Genomic DNA, 19,453 nt, shown 5'->3' with positions numbered 1-19,453 from the left:
CGTCGTGCGCCTCAGCGCCGCCGGTGAAGGGGTATTTAGTGAGGACCCCAATGAGTCGCAAGCGGTTTTTGGAGAAAAAATCATTTTCTCGGAGAAAAAGTGCTGCCCAACCGCCGCAAGTCACCAAAAGTACCTGAATTTAAAATATAATCCTTGAGCTTAATTGCTACTTCGAAAGCAATGTCAGCATCCGGGTTGCCAGGGGGCTGATCGCAGCCCGCACCTCCGCCACCAGGGCCGCGGCACGTTGAGATGTGCCCCCCTGCCCTGCCTGCAAAACCTGTGCGGCCAAATGCTCCCCAGCCATGGCGCCCTCTTCCACACGCCGTGCCAGCCCCGCCTCCTGCAACTGGGCATAGTCCGCCGCGAAGTTGTCTGTCATGGGGCCACTGACCACTGGGCAGCCCAATGTGATCGCTTCCCAAGGATTGTGGCCTTGCGTTTCTCCAAAACTCCCCCCTACCAAAGCCACCTGCGCCACCCGGTACCAAAGCCCCAGCTCTCCAAGTGTATCCGCGACATAGACTTGATGTACCGCTTTCACGTCCTGTCCCGTACTGCGCTGTCCATATCGCAGCCCTGCGGCGTCCAAAGCCGCACAAACTTCAGCACCACGCTCCGGTAATCGCGGGACCACAATCAACAGCGCGTCGGGATCTGCCTCCAAAACGCGGACCTGCGCTGCGATAGCAACCGTCTCATCCGGCGCATGACTGGATGCTGCGACCCAGACACGCCGCCCTCCCACAGCCACTTTCACAAACGCAAGCGCCTGCGCGTCCACCGACAAAGGCACAGCCGCGGGTTTCAACGACGGCATCTTGTGCACATTCCGCGCCCCAAGCTGCTGAAGAAAATCGACGGTGCGGGCGTCCTGCGCCGCCACAAAAGAGAATAGCCGCATCAGATGCGCAAAGCCGGAGCGGAACCGGCGCCGTTTCTCAAACCCGTCTTCCGTGAGACGTGCATTGATGTACGCCAGCGGAATACCCCGTCGCGCCACATCACAGATGATTCCGGGCCAGAGGTCCTGTTCCGACCAGATCGAGACATCCGGCCGCCAATGGTCCAGAAACTGCGTGACATAGGCCGGTCCATCCAGAGGCAAAAACTGATGCATCACGCGGGGTGGCAGATTCTGACCGAACACTTGCGCCGAACTGCGCGCTGTGGAGGTCACAAGGAAATGCACATCCGGGCGCATCTCGCCCATCTTCGCCAGCAACGGACGCAATGCCAGCACTTCGCCAAGCCCAACCGCGTGAATCCAGACCAAGGGGCCCGAAGGCCGCGCCAGACTTGGTTGCCCCAGTTTCTCCTGCGCCCGGGCCGGATCCTCTTTGCCCCGCGCCACGCGGCGCGCCACCACCCGCCGCATCAACGGCTGCAAGCAGGGGCGCAGCGCCAGGTAACACCGCAATTGCCAGCCCAAAGCTGGACCGCTGCGCCGGAATGTCTTCTGCATAATCCTCTGCCTATGCCTTGATTGCCCCTCCCAGGACTTTAACCACAGGCCACCTCACATGGCCATGGGGGCAGCTTTGCGTTGCCCGCAAACAACGATACCGGGAAAACCGGCGTTAATAAGTGGTGAAGGACTTTCTGAAACAGTGCGCGAGAAGCCACTATTTGTTGCGTAACCAATGTCCGGACATAACATGCCCCTGATGACCTCTCTGCGCGCAATCCCGCGCTCCATGGGCGGACCGACTTATCTCCCATCACTCATCGCTCTGGTGGTGTGGGTGTCATTCGCCGTCTATGTCGAACGCAACGAAACCTTTATCACCAAACAGGAGCAGCACACACTGGCGGTCAGCGAGACCAGCCGATTGCGGGCACAGGTCGAAGGCTATGTCAGCGCCGACATTCAGCTGGTGCGCGGCATGATCGCCGCGCTCACCGCAAATTTGGAGATGTCCCAGGCGGAATACAGTCAATTGGTCGAGCTGGTGATGGGCCGTCATCAGGAGTTCTTGAACATCGCTGCCGCGCCGGGACTGATTGTGAACCGAGTCTTCCCCTATGAAAAGAACAAGGCAGCCCTCGGTTTAGACTACAATAAAAACGAGGCGCAACGCGCCGCCGCCTATCAAGTCCGGGACATAGGGGAAATGGTTCTTGCCGGCCCCATCAACCTTGTGCAGGGCGGCACGGGATTTGTGGCACGCTTCCCTGTTTGGGACACCCGCAATGGGCAACGCCAGTTCTGGGGATTGGTCGCCGCCGTGATTGACGCCAATCTCCTGTACCAGGAGGCTGGGCTTCTTGACCCTGATCTGCCCATCGACGTGGCCCTGGTCGGCAAAGACGGCAAAGGCGCGGACGGAGAACTCTTCTTTGGAGATGCCGCTGTTCTGGACGATTCTCCCATACTCATGGACATCCAACTGCCAAGTGGTTCCTGGCAATTGGCCACCCGCCCCAAAGGTGGCTGGGCCCTGACCGCAGACGACATGTGGCCACGCCGGATCGCGTTCTTCATCGTGGGTCTTCTGATCTTGATCCCCACAGTTGCCGCGGGTCGCCTGTCTGACACCCGCCGGACTGCCATCAACACTTTGAAACGGCGGGAAGCGGAACTCGAGCGCCTTTCGCTGGTTGCCAAACACGCCTCAGACAGCATCATCCTCAGCACCCCTGATGGGCACATTCAATGGGTCAACGAAGGCTTTACGCGGATGACCGGCTATTCGTTCGATGAGGCTGTCGGACAACATGTCGGCCAACTGCTCAATTCCGCGAACACCAACCCAGATGCGATTCAGGAAATGATCACCCAGCGCAATCTGGGGAACCGGTTCCATTGTCAGATCATCAACAAAACAAAAGACGGGCGCGATATCTGGGTCGGCACCAACATCTTCCCGATCAAGGATGAAGACGGCAACGTCACCATGAACATCGGGATCGAACGCGACATCACGCTAACCAAGAACCACGAGAAGGAACTGGCCGAAGCCAAGCTCGTAGCCGAAAAGGCGGACCGCGCCAAATCCGAATTTCTGGCGAACATGAGCCATGAAATCCGCACACCGATGAATGGCATCTTGGGCATGGCCGACATCCTGAATGAGAGCGATCTCTCCATTGATGATCGCCAATGCGTCGACACCATTCGCGACAGCGGCTACGCCCTGCTCAAGATCATCAACGACATTCTCGACCTTTCCCGTCTGGAAAGTGGCAAACTGGAAGTGTCCGAGGTGGACTTCAATCTGCGCCAATGTGTGGAAGGGGCCGTAGAGCTGTTGCGCCGTAAGGCTGAGCAAAAAGGCATCTCGCTGACGGTGGCGTATGAAGACGATCTGCCGACAGAAGTCCGCTCCGACGATGGCCGCCTGCGTCAGATCATTGTGAATTTGGTGGGCAACGCCGTGAAATTCACCTCCGAGGGCGGCGTTCGAGTGGTTGTGAAACGTGATGACGCGTCTGAGCATGGCATTCAAATCGACGTGTGTGACACCGGCATCGGCATCACTGCCGAGCAGGCCCAACACATCTTTGACCGTTTCTCGCAAGCAGACGCAGCCACCACCCGCGCCTTTGGGGGCACCGGCCTTGGCCTGACGATCTCCGCCATGCTGGCACGGCGCATGGGCGGCAATATCTCGCTGTGCACCGACTATGAAGATGGTGCCTGCTTTGTCGCCACCATTGACACCCAACCGGTGGAAGGCAGCGCCCCGACCGCGGCGCCACCGCCACTCTTTGCCTCTGAACATCTGGACGGCGCACGCATTCTCTTGGCCGAGGACAACAAGACCAATCGGCTGTTGGTGCAGAAATACCTGGCTGAGTTTGCGGTGGAACTGATTGAAGTGGAAAACGGCCTGCAAGCGGTCGAATTCTGCAAGACTTTTAATCCGGACGTGGTGCTTATGGACATGTCGATGCCGGAACTGGACGGGGTGGAAGCCACCCGCATCATCCGCTCCCTGCCGATCCATCAGCCGCCGATTGTGGCGCTGACAGCCAATGCATTTGACAGTGACAAAGAGGCTTGCCTGGACGCGGGAATGGATTACTTCCTGTCCAAGCCGATCAACAAGGCCCACCTTCTGCAGGCCCTGTCGACCCCGTTGGAACACCGCAAGGCCTCCTGACCTGTCGACATTCCGGGAACGGCGGCGCAACCTTTGGCGCCGCCTTCCTGATTACTTAGGCAGCGGGCATCCGCTTTTCAACGATCTCCGCCCACCAGGAGCAGCCCGCCGGAATGGCCTCGTCGTTGAAGTTGTATTCCGGGTGATGCACCATCGCGCCGTCTTCGCCGTTGCCAACGAGGATATAGGCCCCAGGACGTTCTTCCAGCATGAAGGCAAAATCCTCGCCGCCCATCACCAATGGCGCTTCATCACACTGACCGGAAATCGATTTGGCCACTTCAGCGGCAAATTCGGTCTGTGCCTCAGAGTTCACCATCACCGGGTAACCACGGTGATAAACAACCTCAACCGTGCCACCAAAGGTCGCTGCGATGCCATTGCAGATCTCATTGATCCGCTCTTCCGCCAAGGCACGCATGTCTTTGGACATGGTGCGCACGGTGCCTTTGATGTGCACCTTCTGCGGGATCACATTGAACGCTTTGGACGAAGTCTCAAAGCTGGTCACCGACACAACCACCTGGTCCACAGGATCAGCGTTGCGGCTGGCAATGGTTTGCAGCGCCAGCACCGCCTGCGCGGACATCACGGTGGTGTCGACTGTGTCATGTGGCTTGGCCGCATGACCACCGCGGCCTTCAAAGTGAATCTCAAACTGATCCGTTGCTGCAAAGAACGAGCCTGGACGGATCGCAAAGGTGCCCAGCGGCACGCCCGGCCAGTTGTGCATGCCGTAGACTTCCTGGATGCCCCAACGCTCCATCAGACCGTCTTCACACATCTCACGGCCACCGCCGCCGCCTTCTTCGGCAGGCTGGAAGATCACCACAACGGTACCATCAAAATTGCGGGTCTCCGCCAGATACTTCGCCGCCCCCAGCAACATCGCCGTGTGCCCATCATGCCCACAGGCATGCATCGCGCCCGGTGTCTTGGAGGCATACTCCAGACCGGTCTGCTCGTGGATCGGCAGCGCGTCCATGTCGGCACGTAGGCCAATCACCTTGCCAGAGCCGGTCTCTTTGCCTTTGATCACGCCAACTACGCCGGTGCGGCCAATGCCGGTGGTCACTTCGTCCAGACCAAACTCTTCCAGCTTTTCCGCTACAAGCGCGCTGGTGCGGTGGGTCTCAAACAGGATCTCCGGGTTCTCATGCAAATCACGGCGCCAAGCGGTGATTTCGTCGTGCAACTCTGCAAAACGGTTCTTGGTGGGCATAGTTGTTCCTCGCTCAATAGTACGTTCTTAGGCCGCAGGCATGCGGCGTTCGATCACTTCCGACAGAAAACTGCTCCCGTGCGGGATTGCCTCGTCGTTAAAGTTATATTCGGGGTGGTGCAGCGCCGCGCTGTCGCCGTTACCCACCATGATGAAGGCCCCGGGCCGCGCTTGCAACATGTAGGAGAAGTCCTCTCCGCCCATTTTAAGGGGCGCTTCATGACAACTGCCAGACACCGCGGTCGCCACTTCTTCGGCAAACGCGGCCTGCTCATCCCAGTTGATGGTCGCAGGCGTGATCCGTTGATAGTCGACCTTGGCCGTGCCGCCAAACGTCGCCGCAACTCCGGCAACAACCTCTTTCATGCGCGCCTCAACCATATCCTGCGTATCCGGATTGAAGGTACGCACGGTCCCCTTCAGCGTCGCCGTGTGCGGGATCACATTGTAGACGTCAGACCCGGTCTGAAAAGATGTGACCGACAAAACCGCACGGTCGATCGGGTCAGCGTTGCGACTGACAATGGATTGTAGCGCTAGGTGTATCTGACTGCCCATCATGGTTGGGTCGATGGTCTTGTTCGGCTGCGCCGCATGGCCGCCCTTGCCTTCGATCTCGATGGTGAAGAAATCCACCGCCGCCAGCAACGGTCCTTTGCGCAGTGCAAACTCGCCAACTGGCAAGCCAGGGTAGTTGTGCATGCCATAGACCTCTTTGATGTCAAAGCGCTCCATCATGCCGTCTTCCACCATGGCCAAAGCGCCATTTCCGCCTTCTTCAGCAGGTTGGAAAATCACCGCAACCGCGCCATCAAAGTTGCGCGTCTCGCTGAGATACTTGGCAGCGCCGAGCAACATCGCCGTATGCCCATCATGGCCACAAGCATGCATCGCACCCTCGTGCTTGGAGGCATAGTCCAACCCGGTCTGCTCTGCCATCGGCAGCGCATCCATATCAGCGCGCAAGCCAATCACATTGCCTTTGGTGTCACTCTTACCTTTGATCAGCCCAACCACACCTGTGCGGCCAATGCCGGTGACAACTTCGTCACATCCAAACGCCTTGAGCTTTTCTGCCACCAAAGCGGACGTACGATGGGTTTCATACAGCACCTCTGGGTGCGCATGGATGTCCCGCCGCCATTCGGTGATCTCGGCGTGCAACTCCGCAAAACGGTTCTTGACCGGCATGTCTCTCTCCCCTGCCCCTGCTTTAGTCCGCGCTCGGCATGCGCCGCTCGATCATCTCAACAAACCAGCTGCTACCGAGTGGGGTTGCCTCATCATTGAAGTTGTATTCCGGATGGTGGCACTGCGCGCTGTCGCCATTGCCTAGGAAGATGTAAGCACCTGGGCGCTCTTCCAACATGAAAGAGAAATCTTCCGCCGGCATTATGGGCTGCACATTGGCGTCTACATTTGCCTCACCAGCAACCGCTTGCGCGGCCTCCACCGCAAACTCCGTTTCACGATCATGGTTGACCGTGACCGGATAACCCTCTTCCCAGATCACCTCCGCCGTCGCGCCAAACGCCAATGCCGTATGGGTGGCGACCTCGCGAATACGCCGTTCTGCCAACTCACGATTGTTGTTGTCCAACGTGCGAACGGTGCCTTTCATACGCACCGTATGGGCAATCACATTTGACGCATTGCTATCGGTTTCGAGCGTGCCCACAGTCAGAACAACCCGCTCAATCGGTTTAACATTGCGCGACACGATGCTCTGCAACGACACAAGAATTTGGGCAGCGACCAGAGTAGTATCCACCGCCGCCGCAGGCTCTGCGGCATGACCACCCTTGCCTGTAACAACGATCTCGAATTCATCCGCAGACGCCATCAATGCCCCTGGGCGGATGGCAAACTCGCCAACCGGAATGCCCGGTCCATTGTGCATGCCATAGACTTCCTGAATGTTCCACCGGTCCATCATGCCATCCCGGCACATCTCGCGGCCACCGCCGCCGCCTTCTTCGGCAGGTTGGAAGATCATCACAGCCGTGCCGTCAAAGTTCCGTGTCTCCGCCAGATACTTCGCCGCGCCTAGCAACATCGCGGTGTGCCCATCATGGCCACACGCGTGCATCTTGCCGTCAACTTTGGAGGCATAGTCCAGACCGGTCGCCTCATGAATCGGCAGCGCGTCCATGTCAGCCCGCAACCCAATCACCCGCCCTTTTGTGTCCGTCTTGCCTTTGATCACGGCCACAACACCAGTCTGCCCGATGCCCGGTGTGATCTCATCCACACCAAAGTCTTTTAGGCGCGCCTGCACAAAATCGGCGGTCTCATGCACATCAAACATCAATTCAGGGTTCTCATGCAGGTGGCGCCGCCAACCGGTGATCTCATCGTGCATTTGCGCAATACGATTGCGGATAGGCATGGGCACTTCCTCCAAAAAAACATGATTTGCTGATCGCTCGGCGAGACTGAACCAATGTTCAATGACTGGCAAGAGCCACCGCGAAAATAATTCACTTATCAAGCAAACCCCCGCCTCCCCATGCGTCAACATGAGGCAGCCAAAACCGCGCCGCAACGCTCGCACCGCCAGGCACAAAGCGCTAAGCTGCACCCATGCGAACTTGGATACGCCACCGGGCCACGATTCTCCTTTTCTTCATCATCCTGCTTGTTGCGCTCGCCAGCGGCGTTTGGCGCTATGGCTATGTGCAGGCGCTGGATCAACTGGCCCGGCGCGGCGAAGCTGACCTTGCACTGGCCGCCGACAGGCTCACGGCACAGCTGCAACGTTATCAAGAGCTTGCGGTCCTGATGGCAGAGCATCCTACTTTGCTGGCCTTGAGCAAAGACCAAACAAACCCCCAGCCCAGCGCCGACCTCCTTCTGGAAGTGGCTGACAAAACCGCTGCGCTCGACCTGATCTATGCCAGCGCCGACGGCACCATTCTGGCCACCGCCCAAGAAGACGCCATTCCCTCCCAAAACCTCACCGGCACCCCCTATTTCACCCGCGCCTTGCACGGGGCCATTGGCACCCACCACGCTGTTGACACACGCTTCAACCAGCGCGCTTTCTATTTCTCCGCTCCCAGCTTTGGTGCCGACGGCAAAGTGGCCGCTGTCCTCACGGTGGTGGTGGATATGGCCGATGTCGAAGGCAACTGGCGCGGCGACGGCCCGGCCGTCTACTTTGTCGACGACGCCCAGGAAGTTTTCATCACCAACCGCTCCGAACTCCTGTTCTGGCAGCGCCCCGCAGGCGGCACTGGCCTTGTGCCGCCAAACAGCCCCGCTCCAGCTTTCTCCAGCCGCACAACGACAGGCTATGAAATCTGGAAAATGGATTGGGGTCCCTACATCCCCGAACGCGGCCTGCACATCATCAAGGACCTTCCGATTATCGACCTCGTGGCCGAAGCCATCGTCGACGTCAGCTTCGCCCGCCGCATCGCAGGCCTTCAGGCGGGCGCCATCGCGGCCGTGGTCATGGTGTTTGGCCTGATTTTGTTGCAAGTGCTGGAACGCCGCCGCGTACTGGCCCAAGCCAACGCCGAACTCGAAGAACGCGTCACCCACCGCACCAAGGCCTTGTCTGCCACCAACGAAGCCCTGCGCCGCGAGATCACCGAGCGCAAGGAGGCCGAAGCTGCCCTCAAGAAAGCCCAGTCCGATCTTGTGCAGGCCGGCAAACTCTCTGCTCTTGGACAAATGAGTGCCGGCATCAGCCACGAACTCAACCAGCCGCTACAGGCCATCCAGACCTTTGCCGACAACGGCACCCGCTTTCTGGAACGGGACAACACCGAGAAAGCCGGTGAAAACCTCGCCCGCATCTCACAAATGGCCACTCGCATGGCCCGCATCATCAAAAACCTACGCGCCTTTGCCCGCAACGAAAACGAGCCCATGGGCAAGGTCGATCTTGTCGCCACCATCAGTCAGGCGGTGGAACTCACCGAGCTGCGCCTCAACCAGGACCACATCAACCTCAGCTGGGCAGCGCATTCCTACAACTTTCCTATCTATGCTTTGGGCGGCGAGGTCCGCCTCGCACAAGTGTTTGTCAACCTGATCAACAACGCCGCCGACGCCATGTCCGACAGCGAAGAACGCCAGATCGACATCTCCATCGTCACCGCCCCGCGCCTCTGCGTAAACATCCGTGACACCGGCCCCGGCATCGACGCCCCCGACAAGATCTTTGACCCGTTCTACACCACCAAGGAAGTCGGCAGCTCGGAAGGCATGGGCCTCGGCCTCTCCATCAGCTATGGCTTGGTGCAAAGCTTCGGCGGCAACATCCGCGGCACCAACCTGCCCTCCGGCGGTGCCCTCTTCACCGTCGAGCTGGACCAATGGCAAGAGGAGAGCCCGTCATGACAGCGCCTGTCCTGGTGGTTGATGACGACCCCATCGTGCGCGAAGCCCTGACCCAGACTCTGGAGCTCGAGGAGTTTCCGGTGATCTCCGCAGGCTCCTTTGTCGAGGCCAAAGACCACATCACCGCATCCTTCGCGGGTGTGATCCTCTCGGACATGCGCATGCCCGGCCGCGACGGCTTTCACCTTTTGCAGTTCACCCGCGACACCGACGCCGCACTGCCCGTGATCCTGCTCACCGGCGAAGGCGACATTCCCATGGCCGTGCGCGCCATGACCCAGGGCGCCTTTGGCTTCCTGGAAAAACCCTGCGCCCCAGCCGAACTCATCGCCGTGATCGAACGCGCCCAAAAGGCCCGCGCCATGGCGCTGGAAAACCGCCGCCTCAAAGCCCAGCTGGAAACCGGCGACGCCGCCGCCCGCATCATCTACGGTACCTCGCCCCAAGCCGAGGCCCTGCGCCACCGCGCTCGCTCGGTCGCCCGCATCAACGCCGAGGTGCTGATCTCCGGCCCGCCCGGAGCGGGCATCTCCAAAGTGGCCGAAGTCATCCACCTCTGCGGTGCCCACCCCGAAGGCCCCTTTGCCAAACACACCGCCGCAGGCATGGACCCTGCCGCCTTTGCCGCTCTCATCGAAGACACACAAGGCGGCAGTCTCTTCTTGGACGAAGTACAATCCATGCCGATGCAGACGCAATTTGCCCTGCTCACCCTGCTGGAAACCGACGAACACCCGCGCCTGATCTTTGGCAGCGCCGCGCCGCTGGATGACGCCGTGCAATCCGGCGCCCTGCACGCCGACCTTTATTACCGCCTCGAAGCGCTGCAAGTCCGCATCCCCGGATTGTCCGAACGCCCCGAGGACATCCCCGTGCTCTTCCGTCACTACGTGGCCCAAGCCGCCGAACAGGCCGGCATCGCCGCACCCGACATCACGCCCGAAGTGATCTCGTCTTTGATGGCACAGGACTGGCCCGGCAACGCCCGCGCCTTGATGAGCGCCGCCATGCGCTTCACCCTTGGGCTGCCCGGCGAGGAAACCCAAACTGCGGGCCTGGGACTGGCCGACCAAATGGCGCAGGTTGAGCGATCTCTACTTGCAGAAGCGCTGCGCAAGCACCAAGGTCGGGCCGCAGCCGCCGCCGAGGCGCTCAAGCTGCCGCGCAAAACCATGTATGACAAACTTGCCAAATACGGCCTCAAGCCCGAAAGCTTCCGATGACCGCGACCACCGATCCATCGCACGCCCCGGCCCCCGCACATCTCACCCGCCGCGCCGGCTGGCTGGCCATTGCCGCCATGTTTGGACTCAACGGCGCGCTGTTTGGCCTCTGGGCCAGCCGTATCCCCGCTTTCAAGGCCACCCATGAGCTAAGCCATGCGGGGCTCGGCGCGCTCCTGCTGCTGCTTGCAGGTGGGGCGATCTGCGCCTTCCCATTGGCGGGCCGTCTGGCCGATCACTACGGCGCGGCACGTGTAACAAAGACCTTGGCAATTATCAAAATCACCGCACTGTTAGCGCTCGCAATTGCCCCCAACGTGCCCATGCTCGCCATCGCGCTTTTCCTCTTTGGGGCGATCCATGGCGGCATGGATGTCACCATGAACGCCTGGGGCGCAGAGGTCGAACGCTGGGCCAAACGCCCACAGATGTCCTCTTATCATGCTATGTGGAGCCTTGGCGCCGGGCTGGCGGCAGGCACCGGCTTTGTGGCGATCTCTCTTGGCGCAACCCCGCTTGTGCACTATGCCCTGATCGGCCTGCCGGTGGTCGCCCTGCTCTGCTGGCTCGGCAATATTCCTTGGACCTCCCCCACCAACCGTGAAAGCAAAGCGCCGATCTTCTCCATTCCAAAAGGTCAGCTTGTGCTGGTCGGCCTGCTGGCGTTTGGGGCCTCGATGGGCGAAGGTGCCATCGCTGACTGGAGCGCGGTCTATCTGGTAGATATCGGCGGCGCGCCTGAAAACTGGGCCGCCATGGGCTATGCAATCTTCTCGGTGACCATGGTGGCAATGCGCTTGTTTGGCGACATGATCACCCGCATGACTTCCCCGGAAATGGCCGCCCGCGTCAGCGGCCTCATCGCGGCCGGGGGCGCCGCGCTCACCGTGCTCCTCCCGACACCCCCGCTCATCCTAACGGGCTTTGTGCTGATGGGCATCGGCTACGCCCTGATCTTCCCCCTCGCCTTCAGCCGCGCCGCCAACGACCCCCACGAAAGCCCCGGCAAGGCCCTCGCGGGCACCGCCACTTTCGGCTACGGCGGCATGTTGTTGGGCCCACCGGTGATCGGCTTCATCGCCAACGCCACCACCCTGCGCGTGTCCTTCGGCGTGCTGGCCGTGCTGGCGCTGATGATTGCCGTGTTGAGTGGGGCGCTGAAGCGGGAGGCGTGATTCACGGTTTGAAAACTGAACGGTGAACATGTCTGATCTCTTTTGGCTGACGGAGTGAGGCGGATCAGAGATTGATCAGTGGGATCAGGCCCCCGCTGAACCAGATGGCACCTCTAAAGCCCCTCTTCCCGGTGTCCAGATTGGCCAATTTCAGTCACGTGGCAAAAGTAAGTGAATTGCCCCAACACCCCTTGATTGATAGGATGATGCATAAAACACGGCGAAGAAGATAACGTCGGCCACTGGGAGCAAAAGTCAATGACTATTTGGCGTCTAGGCGACTTACCCGTTGCAGGATATGAGGCCGAGGGATGTTGGTATGACGTTGAGCCACTTGACGGCGATTTGCGGAACGCAGGGCTCGCGGATCCCAGCGTTGACATCGGTAAGTGGCCCATTGTTTCTACGGAGATTTGGCAATCTGGACGTCCTATTGACACCGAAAGCCTTCCAAAATCACTGTTGATTCGGCTTGGTCCTGAGATGCCAAAAGGAGAAGCGACTCCGGTGCGAGACTATATGAAAGTTGGTACAGGTGCCCAACTTTGTTCCCAGAAGTTCGTAGAGGTGGTCAATAAATTCGACCCCGGTGTGCATCAATTTGAAAAAGTCTCCATTCAGGTTGAGGCGGGAAACATCGCGCGAAACGATTTTTATTGGTTTGCGCCGGGAAATAGGATTTTTGCGCTAGATCCTTCCAAAACGCGCCCCCCCATGTTCCCCTACAAAACCGGTCCTGGGTGGCATAACCCTCATGATGATCGCCCCGCGATGCGAATGGATAAACGGCAGTCCTCTTCAACTTGGGAGCCCGCCTTTTTTCGGAACAAGATCGGAGAACGCCATTTGTTTTGCGACGGGGAGTTTGGTGGGTTTATTTTTATGTCTGACGAACTGAAACGGTCAATTGAAGACAGTGGGTTAATTGGCGTGGGCCCGGCGCTACGATTTGGCGGACCATTTTTATCCGAGTAACTGGATTGGTTTTCGCCATCGCTCGAGCGGACGTTTTGACTGAGGTCAGGCCCCGTTGATTGCCGTTAAGAGACGTGGGTCACGGTGCGAAAACTGAACTATGAACATGTCGATCTCTTTCCGCTGAAGGAGTGAGGCGGATCAGAGATTGATCCGGGGGATCAATCCCCCGCTGAACCAGATGACACATCTAAAGCCCCTCTTCCCGGCGTCCCGATTGGCCAATTCCGTTAAGTGGTGAAGGAAAGTGAATTGCCCCCACAACCCTTGGTTTATAAGGTGGCGCGAGATGAGACGTTAAAGGAGATAACGTCGGCCACTGAAAAAGAAGGCACAGCTGATGGCGGTTTTGATCGACGAGGACATGTTTGGCCCATTTGTCTACAAATACCGTTTGCAGGTCACCCGAGATCAGGATGCAGCGCGCATTAAAGCGGGAAAAGACTATTTTGCTGAGAAGCGAAAAGAGTGGATCATTGCCGGAAAGGGAAAGTTCGGTCTTATCCAATTTGGCGCGGTAGAGCTTCCTTGGCACGCCGAGTTCTTACCTGAACAACTGACCTTAACAGAAGGTGAGGCATTACCGGATTGGGTGCATGCTTTCCCAGGTGGCAGCTATCAATTTTCCCACGCCAGTCTTGTCACCTCCAATGTGCGGGACATCATTGAATCGCATCGTTCGGAAAACGATGCCTGGAAGTTTTTCCCCGTAAAAATTCTGCGAAAAGATGGTTCGGAATATGGAACCTATTATGCTTGGTGGATTGATCGTGTCTGCGACGCGGTCGATGAAGCGTCGGAAGGTGTAAAACTGGTCAGCAAGCCGAAGGATGGCAATCATCTTTGGACTACGCAAGGGGAGCCTACGCCAGACAGGCTTTCTCTGCATAAGTCCCAAATCGAAGGGTTGAATGCTTGGACAGACTTCAGAATATCTGCGTCCAAATGCGTTTTTGTCTCGGATAAGTTGTTTTCGACTTTAGGTAGTGGCGACTTACAAGGGTTCGCCGCAAAATCGATATGGTCCGAGAAGTAGTTTTTTGAAACTTCGTTTTGCCTGAGTTTTCACTTAACAAAAATACGCCTTCGTCCAACCCAGCTTTTCGGACAATTCGAGGTGGGGCACCCATCAGAGCGCCCTATGCAGACGGGCTTTTCTTTCATACTGCTCAAGATGTCCAAGCCTGATGGCCGTGCGAGATAGGCCCCATTGATTTCCGTTGAGCGGCGTGATTCACGATTCAAAAAACTGAGCGGCGAATATGTCTCACCTCTTTTGGCTGACAGAAGCGCGTCTACATCCCCTCTTCCGGACGCAGCACGGCACGCCACGCAGTGACGATAGGCGTGTGATGAGCGCGCCTATTTTCATAAATCGTATGGCTTATGGTGGCGAGATGCTCCAACTGCATTTGGTGCGCATAAGTCACCCTAAAACCGTTGGGCATGAAGATCGCATTCAAAGAATCCAACCGTGAAAAAGCCGCAGCCCCGTTAAGCTCTCGCCAGTCCGAAACGCACCTCCGCAAAACAGTCGCGATACCGACAGAATACCGACGTGAAATTTGCCGCAAAGCGCCCTTCGGACAAAGCTTAACGCTCAGAGCGGTAGCATGCTGGTGGATTTGATTTCTTCCATAGATAACAAGGCGGTAACGTTGTGCACCTTCACCTCTGAAATCAGAGCTTGATAAAAGGTGTCATAGGCGCGCGCGTTCTGCACCTGAACTTTCAGGATATAGTCTATGTCCCCCGCCAGCCGGTGCGCTTCCAAAACCTCAGGGCGCTCGCGCAGGGCTTTGAGGAACTTCTGCTGCCAATCCGCCTCATGCTCGCTGGTGCGGATCAGAACAAAGAAACAGGCATCAAAACCAAGCGCTTCGGCATCAAGCAGCACCGTCTGCTGTCGGATCACCCCGGCCTCTTTGAGCTTGCGTATGCGATTCCATACAGGCGTCTTGGAAGAGCCCACACGTTTGGCAATTTCGTCCAGAGATTGCGCCGCATCCCGTTGCAGCTCGCCGAGAATTTTCTTATCCATATCGTCAATACGCAACGCCATCCCATTTTCCCCGCTCTTTGTGGAACACCGGCGTATTTCCCCAAACACACCGGAACACACGTTTCTATTTCCGCCAACATCTGGCGGTTAAGGGGAACAATTTCCTATATTCACTGGGAAGTCAAACCCCGGGAGAGTCTCATGCCACGCGCATTCACACCCAAAGTCATCACCGCCAACGCCCTCATCGAAGGCGACGTGATTTATTTCACCAAAGACGACACTTGGACCCGTGACCTGGCCTGCGCCGAGTATCTCACGGATGAAGCGCACGCGCAGGTCCGCCTGTTGGAAGCATCGCAACAGGTTGATTTGGTGGTGGGGGCCTATCTGGCGGATGCCGCAGAGGGTGAAAACGGTCCCGAACCAACGCATTTCCGCGAAGAGTTCCGCCGGACCGGCCCATCAAACTACTTCCACGGCAAGCAAGCAGAGACGCAACAACAGGATGGTCAGGCGGCCTAAACCGCCCCCACATCGGCAGACACAAAGGTCCACCCATGTATCACTATAACGACTTTGACAAAGCCTTCCTGGCAGAGCGCAACCGTCAGTTCCGCGCACAGGTCGAACGCCGCATTGCAGGCAATCTGACCGAAGATGAGTTCAAACCACTGCGCCTGATGAACGGCCTGTACCTGCAACTGCACGCCTACATGCTGCGCGTGGCAATTCCATACGGAACGCTGAGTTCCGCGCAAATGGACACGCTCGCGCTGCTGGCGGAGAAGTGGGACAAAGGCTACGGCCATTTTACCACACGCCAGAATATCCAGTACAACTGGCCCAAACTGACCAACGTGCCGGATATGCTAGACGCGTTGGGCGAAGTTGGTATGCACGCCATTCAGACCTCCGGCAACACCATTCGCAACGTGACCGCAGATCATTTCGCCGGTGCCGCTGCGGACGAGCTGGAAGATCCGCGTCCCGTGGCTGAACTGATCCGCCAATGGTCCACTGACCACCCGGAATTCCAGTTCATGGGCCGCAAGTTCAAGATCGCGGTGAGCGCAGGGGATCAAGACCGTGCGGTCCTGAAAGCCCATGACCTTGCCGTGCGCATCGTGCAAAACGGCAAAGGTGAGATCGGATACCAGATCATCGTAGGTGGCGGCCTGGGCCGGACACCTATGATCGGCAAGGTTCTCAATGACTTCCTGCCGCGCGAAGACTTGCTGCCTTACATCGAAAGCACCGTCTCGGTCTGGAACCAGATCGGCCGCCGTGACAACAAGTACAAGGCGCGGATTAAGATCACCGTGCATGAAACCGGTCTGGAAGAGTTCCGCGCAAAAGTAGAAGAGCGCTACGCAACTGTGCGTCCAACCTTCTCTGGCGTCGATCAAGACCTGTTTGAGGACATCAAAGCCCACTTTGCACCTCCAGCATTCCGCAACGCACCCACCGTCGAATTCGACAGCGCGTATGATGCCAATCCCCTGTTTCGCAGCTGGGTCGATACCAATCTGACAACGCACCGCGCGCCGGGGTATGCAATTGTTACCGTTTCGATCAAAAAGCATGGCGAAACCCCAGGCGACGCCACCGCAGATCAGATGCGGGCATTGGCCGAGATCGCGCGCCAATACGGCCACGACGAGCTGCGCATCAGCCACGAGCAAAACGTGATCCTGCCACATGTGCACAAATCTGACTTGCCCGCGGTCTATGCCGCGCTGCGCGAAGCAGACCTGCACACCGCCAACATCGGCCTCGTGAGCGACATCATCGCCTGCCCGGGCATGGACTACTGCGCCCTGGCGACGGCCCGCTCCATTCCCGTGGCGCAACAGATCGCGACCCGCTTTGACGAGCTGAAACTCGAACACGACATCGGCCACCTGCAGATCAAGATTTCAGGCTGCATCAACGCGTGCGGGCACCACCACGTGGGCCACATCGGTATCCTTGGTCTCGACCGCGCTGGCGTGGAGAACTACCAGATCACGCTTGGCGGTGACGCCACCTGGGACGCAGAAATTGGTCAGCGCGCTGGTCCGGGGTTTGCCTATGACGAGATTGTGCCCGCCATCGAACGCCTGGTGAAAGGCTATCTGGAGCTGCGCGAAGGTCCGGAAGAAACCTTCCTGCAAGCCTACCGCCGCCTTGGCCTCGCGCCCTTCAAGGCGCACCTCTATCCAGAGACACAGGCCAATGCAGCATAATGGCATAACCCCGTTGACCTCCCCTCTGACGTCGGCGATTTCGCCCGCGTCAGAGCGGAAGGACCCGTTGCAAGCCAAGGTGGACGTGCTCAACGCGCGCTATCGCCACCACTCCGCAACGTCCGTCATGGAGGCTGCTCTAAAGGACCCCCAAGCCGGAAAACTGGCTCTGGTCTCTTCCTTTGGCGCGGAGTCCGTGGTGCTCTTGCATATGGCCGCTGTGGTAGACCGCAGCATTCCTGTGATCTTTGTCGACACGGAAATGCTGTTCACAGAAACCCTTGTGTATCAACAAGAAGTGGCCGAACGCCTGCATCTGGACAACATCCAGATCATCCGCGCCAGCGACGCCACCTTGGCGGCAGAAGACCCGGACGGCACCTTGCACCAGTTTGACACTGACGCCTGCTGTTCCCTGCGCAAAACGCGCCCCTTGCAAAAGGCGCTGCGCGGCTATGACGGCTGGATCACCGGCCGCAAGCGGTTCCAATCCGGCACCCGAGCCGCTTTGGATTTCTTTGAGGTCGAGGACTTTACCGGCCGCATCAAGGTCAACCCATTGGCCCATTGGGCGCCGGAAGACGTGCGCGCCTACATGGAAGAAAACCGCCTGCCGCGCCACCCGTTGGTCGCGCAAGGCTACCCCTCAATTGGCTGCGCCCCCTGCACCTCCCCAGTAGCAGAAGGCGAAGACCCGCGCTCCGGGCGCTGGCGCGGCCAGGACAAAGACGAATGTGGCATCCATTTTGTTGACGGCAAAATGGTGCGGACAGGAGAAAAAATATGACTGTGATTGTAACAGACACTGGCTTTGGCTCTGACGACTGGACGCTGGGCTTTGTATCGTTGGACGAAGCGGCCAATGACGTGGCGGCGCTCGATGTGCCGTCAAGCGCGGACCCAGCGGACGTGATCAAGCAAATCACCGGCGCAGAGATGATCCGTGTGGATTTCCCCAGCTTTGCAGATGGCCGTGGTTTCACCATTGCCCGTCAACTGCGCCTGGCAGGGTACAAAGGCCGCCTGCGCGCCAAAGGCCACGTGATTTCCGACCAATACGCCATGGCCCGCCGCTGTGGCTTTGACGAGGTGGAGATCTCCGACGATCTCGCCGAGCGCCAGCCAGAAGGCGAATGGCAATTCCGCGCCAACTGGCAAGCCAACAACTACCAAGCCCGCATGCGCGGCTAACACATCGCAAAAAAGCAATGCGAGCTTGCGTTATGTCAAAGCCGCATCGCTGCTATCCCTTCAAAACCTCACCAGAAATGTTACATGAGGAGCGGGCAGTCCCGCCCAATAGTTGATATGACCGAGCAAAAACCCGTGACCGAATCCACCGCCCAGAAAGTGCCCGCCCTGCCTGACGCTCAAACCGTCACCGAGGTGAAGCACTACACCGACCGTCTGTTTTCCTTCAAATGCACCCGTCCCGCCTCCCTGCGGTTCCGCTCTGGTGAGTTTGTGATGATTGGACTGATGGGCGACCCGGACCCCAAAACAGGCAAACAAAAGCCTCTCCTGCGCGCTTATTCCATTGCCTCGCCAAGCTGGGATGAAGAGATGGAGTTCTATTCCATCAAGGTGCAAGACGGCCCGCTGACCTCCAAGTTGCAGCACATCCAACCAGGTGATGAAGTCATCCTGCGTCCAAAGCCTGTTGGCACCCTGGTGCATGACGCCCTGATCCCCGGCAAACGGATTTGGTTCTTTGCCACAGGCACTGGCTTTGCCCCGTTTGCCTCCCTGCTGCGTGAGCCGCAAACCTATCAGGATTACGACGAAGTCATCATCACGCACACCTGCCGCGAAGCGGGTGAGTTGACCTATGGCCGTGACCTGATTGAAGCCCTCAAGGACGACGAGTTGCTCAATGAAGTGATCGGCGAAGACTTCTGGAAGAAGATCAAATACTACCCGACCACCACCCGTGAAGAGAGCGCCAAGATGGGACGCATCACCGATCTGATCCGGTCTGGTGAAGCCTATGCTGATCTGGATGTTGAGCCGCTCAACCCAGAAAGCGACCGCGCCATGATCTGTGGCAACCTGGCGTTCAACCTGGAATTGAAGGAAATGCTGGAGGAGGCCGGTCTCGAAGAAGGCGCCAACTCCAAACCAGCCCAATACGTGGTTGAGAAGGCCTTCCTCGACTAAGGGCTTTGCCATCGG

The 19,453-nt window shown here is 58.3% G+C and carries 16 protein-coding genes and 1 pseudogene; 12 read left to right on the top strand and 5 right to left on the bottom strand.

What is annotated here, in order from left to right:
* Window positions 1-166: 166 nt before the first annotated feature.
* Window positions 167-1,465, bottom strand: a complete 1,299-nt coding sequence (locus SIB38_RS08655; protein WP_412551807.1) for a 3-deoxy-D-manno-octulosonic acid transferase — start codon at window positions 1,463-1,465, stop codon at window positions 167-169.
* Between the two features lie 202 nt (window positions 1,466-1,667).
* On the opposite strand from SIB38_RS08655, the gene SIB38_RS08650 reads away from it, so the two are divergent.
* Window positions 1,668-4,106, top strand: coding sequence for a response regulator (locus tag SIB38_RS08650; RefSeq protein ID WP_412551806.1), 2,439 nt, complete (start codon window positions 1,668-1,670; stop codon window positions 4,104-4,106).
* Window positions 4,107-4,161: 55 nt separating this feature from the next.
* Here SIB38_RS08650 and SIB38_RS08645 read toward each other — a convergent pair whose 3' ends face one another.
* Genes SIB38_RS08645 through SIB38_RS08635 form a run of 3 tightly spaced genes read right to left on the bottom strand, consistent with a single transcriptional unit; the run spans window position 4,162 to window position 7,717 of the window.
* The gene (locus tag SIB38_RS08645) at window positions 4,162-5,328 is read right to left on the bottom strand and encodes a M20 aminoacylase family protein (protein WP_412551805.1); all 1,167 of its coding nucleotides are present in this window, start codon (window positions 5,326-5,328) and stop codon (window positions 4,162-4,164) included.
* A gap of 27 nt (window positions 5,329-5,355) precedes the next feature.
* Window positions 5,356-6,519, bottom strand: a complete 1,164-nt coding sequence (locus tag SIB38_RS08640) for a M20 aminoacylase family protein (RefSeq protein ID WP_412551804.1) — start codon at window positions 6,517-6,519, stop codon at window positions 5,356-5,358.
* Between the two features lie 22 nt (window positions 6,520-6,541).
* Window positions 6,542-7,717 (bottom strand): M20 aminoacylase family protein, encoded by a 1,176-nt coding sequence (locus SIB38_RS08635; RefSeq protein WP_294117523.1) that lies wholly within the window; start codon window positions 7,715-7,717, stop codon window positions 6,542-6,544.
* Between the two features lie 194 nt (window positions 7,718-7,911).
* On the opposite strand from SIB38_RS08635, the gene SIB38_RS08630 reads away from it, so the two are divergent.
* From SIB38_RS08630 to SIB38_RS08605, 6 genes and pseudogenes are all read left to right on the top strand, one after another.
* Window positions 7,912-9,678 carry a sensor histidine kinase gene (locus SIB38_RS08630; protein ID WP_294117521.1) on the top strand — a complete coding sequence of 589 codons (1,767 nt, stop codon included), beginning with the start codon at window positions 7,912-7,914 and terminating at the stop codon, window positions 9,676-9,678.
* Entirely contained in the window at window positions 9,675-10,901 is a 1,227-nt protein-coding gene (locus SIB38_RS08625) for a sigma-54-dependent transcriptional regulator (protein WP_412551803.1), read from the top strand. The genes SIB38_RS08630 and SIB38_RS08625 overlap by 4 nt, the downstream gene beginning before the upstream one ends.
* The gene (locus SIB38_RS08620) at window positions 10,898-12,076 is read left to right on the top strand and encodes an MFS transporter (protein ID WP_412551802.1); all 1,179 of its coding nucleotides are present in this window, start codon (window positions 10,898-10,900) and stop codon (window positions 12,074-12,076) included. The genes SIB38_RS08625 and SIB38_RS08620 overlap by 4 nt, the downstream gene beginning before the upstream one ends.
* A gap of 258 nt (window positions 12,077-12,334) precedes the next feature.
* Entirely contained in the window at window positions 12,335-13,051 is a 717-nt protein-coding gene (locus SIB38_RS08615) for an imm11 family protein (protein WP_412551801.1), read from the top strand.
* 340 nt (window positions 13,052-13,391) lie between these two features.
* Window positions 13,392-14,087, top strand: a complete 696-nt coding sequence (locus SIB38_RS08610; protein ID WP_294117514.1) for an imm11 family protein — start codon at window positions 13,392-13,394, stop codon at window positions 14,085-14,087.
* A 226-nt stretch (window positions 14,088-14,313) separates the two neighbouring features.
* Window positions 14,314-14,480: pseudogene (locus tag SIB38_RS08605) on the top strand (IS5/IS1182 family transposase); the annotation flags it as partial.
* 171 nt (window positions 14,481-14,651) lie between these two features.
* On the opposite strand, the gene SIB38_RS08600 reads toward SIB38_RS08605, so the two are convergent.
* The gene (locus SIB38_RS08600) at window positions 14,652-15,113 is read right to left on the bottom strand and encodes an Lrp/AsnC family transcriptional regulator (RefSeq protein WP_294117512.1); all 462 of its coding nucleotides are present in this window, start codon (window positions 15,111-15,113) and stop codon (window positions 14,652-14,654) included.
* 141 nt (window positions 15,114-15,254) lie between these two features.
* On the opposite strand from SIB38_RS08600, the gene SIB38_RS08595 reads away from it, so the two are divergent.
* The 5 genes from SIB38_RS08595 to SIB38_RS08575 all read left to right on the top strand — a co-directional run bounded on the left by SIB38_RS08595 (window position 15,255) and on the right by SIB38_RS08575 (window position 19,438).
* Window positions 15,255-15,578, top strand: coding sequence for a DUF2849 domain-containing protein (locus SIB38_RS08595; protein ID WP_294117511.1), 324 nt, complete (start codon window positions 15,255-15,257; stop codon window positions 15,576-15,578).
* A gap of 35 nt (window positions 15,579-15,613) precedes the next feature.
* Window positions 15,614-17,281 carry a nitrite/sulfite reductase gene (locus SIB38_RS08590; RefSeq protein WP_294117509.1) on the top strand — a complete coding sequence of 556 codons (1,668 nt, stop codon included), beginning with the start codon at window positions 15,614-15,616 and terminating at the stop codon, window positions 17,279-17,281.
* On the top strand, window positions 17,271-18,068 hold the full coding sequence (locus tag SIB38_RS08585) for a phosphoadenylyl-sulfate reductase (protein ID WP_294117507.1): 798 nt from the start codon (window positions 17,271-17,273) through the stop codon (window positions 18,066-18,068). Before SIB38_RS08590 ends, SIB38_RS08585 begins: the two co-directional genes overlap by 11 nt.
* Entirely contained in the window at window positions 18,065-18,472 is a 408-nt protein-coding gene (locus SIB38_RS08580) for a DUF934 domain-containing protein (protein WP_294117504.1), read from the top strand. The genes SIB38_RS08585 and SIB38_RS08580 overlap by 4 nt, the downstream gene beginning before the upstream one ends.
* A gap of 117 nt (window positions 18,473-18,589) precedes the next feature.
* Window positions 18,590-19,438, top strand: a complete 849-nt coding sequence (locus SIB38_RS08575; RefSeq protein ID WP_412551800.1) for a ferredoxin--NADP reductase — start codon at window positions 18,590-18,592, stop codon at window positions 19,436-19,438.
* The last annotated feature ends 15 nt before the right edge of the window (window positions 19,439-19,453 follow it).

It is taken from the genome of Shimia sp. MIT910701 (genome assembly GCF_047126315.1).
Taxonomy (GTDB): Bacteria; Pseudomonadota; Alphaproteobacteria; order Rhodobacterales; family Rhodobacteraceae; genus Shimia.
Note: the sequence above shows the minus strand (reverse complement) of the source record. Positions and strands in the feature narration are given on the sequence as shown.

Excerpts from the sequence above, each read along its gene's own strand:
- SIB38_RS08655 (WP_412551807.1), bottom strand. The coding sequence starts at position 1,465 with ATGCAGAAGACATTCCGGCGCAGCGGTCCAGCTTTGGGCTGGCAATTG.
- SIB38_RS08650 (WP_412551806.1), top strand. The coding sequence starts at position 1,668 with ATGACCTCTCTGCGCGCAATCCCGCGCTCCATGGGCGGACCGACTTAT.
- SIB38_RS08645 (WP_412551805.1), bottom strand. The coding sequence starts at position 5,328 with ATGCCCACCAAGAACCGTTTTGCAGAGTTGCACGACGAAATCACCGCT.
- SIB38_RS08640 (WP_412551804.1), bottom strand. The coding sequence starts at position 6,519 with ATGCCGGTCAAGAACCGTTTTGCGGAGTTGCACGCCGAGATCACCGAA.
- SIB38_RS08635 (WP_294117523.1), bottom strand. The coding sequence starts at position 7,717 with ATGCCTATCCGCAATCGTATTGCGCAAATGCACGATGAGATCACCGGT.
- SIB38_RS08630 (WP_294117521.1), top strand. The coding sequence starts at position 7,912 with ATGCGAACTTGGATACGCCACCGGGCCACGATTCTCCTTTTCTTCATC.
- SIB38_RS08625 (WP_412551803.1), top strand. The coding sequence starts at position 9,675 with ATGACAGCGCCTGTCCTGGTGGTTGATGACGACCCCATCGTGCGCGAA.
- SIB38_RS08620 (WP_412551802.1), top strand. The coding sequence starts at position 10,898 with ATGACCGCGACCACCGATCCATCGCACGCCCCGGCCCCCGCACATCTC.
- SIB38_RS08615 (WP_412551801.1), top strand. The coding sequence starts at position 12,335 with ATGACTATTTGGCGTCTAGGCGACTTACCCGTTGCAGGATATGAGGCC.
- SIB38_RS08610 (WP_294117514.1), top strand. The coding sequence starts at position 13,392 with ATGGCGGTTTTGATCGACGAGGACATGTTTGGCCCATTTGTCTACAAA.
- SIB38_RS08600 (WP_294117512.1), bottom strand. The coding sequence starts at position 15,113 with ATGGCGTTGCGTATTGACGATATGGATAAGAAAATTCTCGGCGAGCTG.
- SIB38_RS08595 (WP_294117511.1), top strand. The coding sequence starts at position 15,255 with ATGCCACGCGCATTCACACCCAAAGTCATCACCGCCAACGCCCTCATC.
- SIB38_RS08590 (WP_294117509.1), top strand. The coding sequence starts at position 15,614 with ATGTATCACTATAACGACTTTGACAAAGCCTTCCTGGCAGAGCGCAAC.
- SIB38_RS08585 (WP_294117507.1), top strand. The coding sequence starts at position 17,271 with ATGCAGCATAATGGCATAACCCCGTTGACCTCCCCTCTGACGTCGGCG.
- SIB38_RS08580 (WP_294117504.1), top strand. The coding sequence starts at position 18,065 with ATGACTGTGATTGTAACAGACACTGGCTTTGGCTCTGACGACTGGACG.
- SIB38_RS08575 (WP_412551800.1), top strand. The coding sequence starts at position 18,590 with ATGACCGAGCAAAAACCCGTGACCGAATCCACCGCCCAGAAAGTGCCC.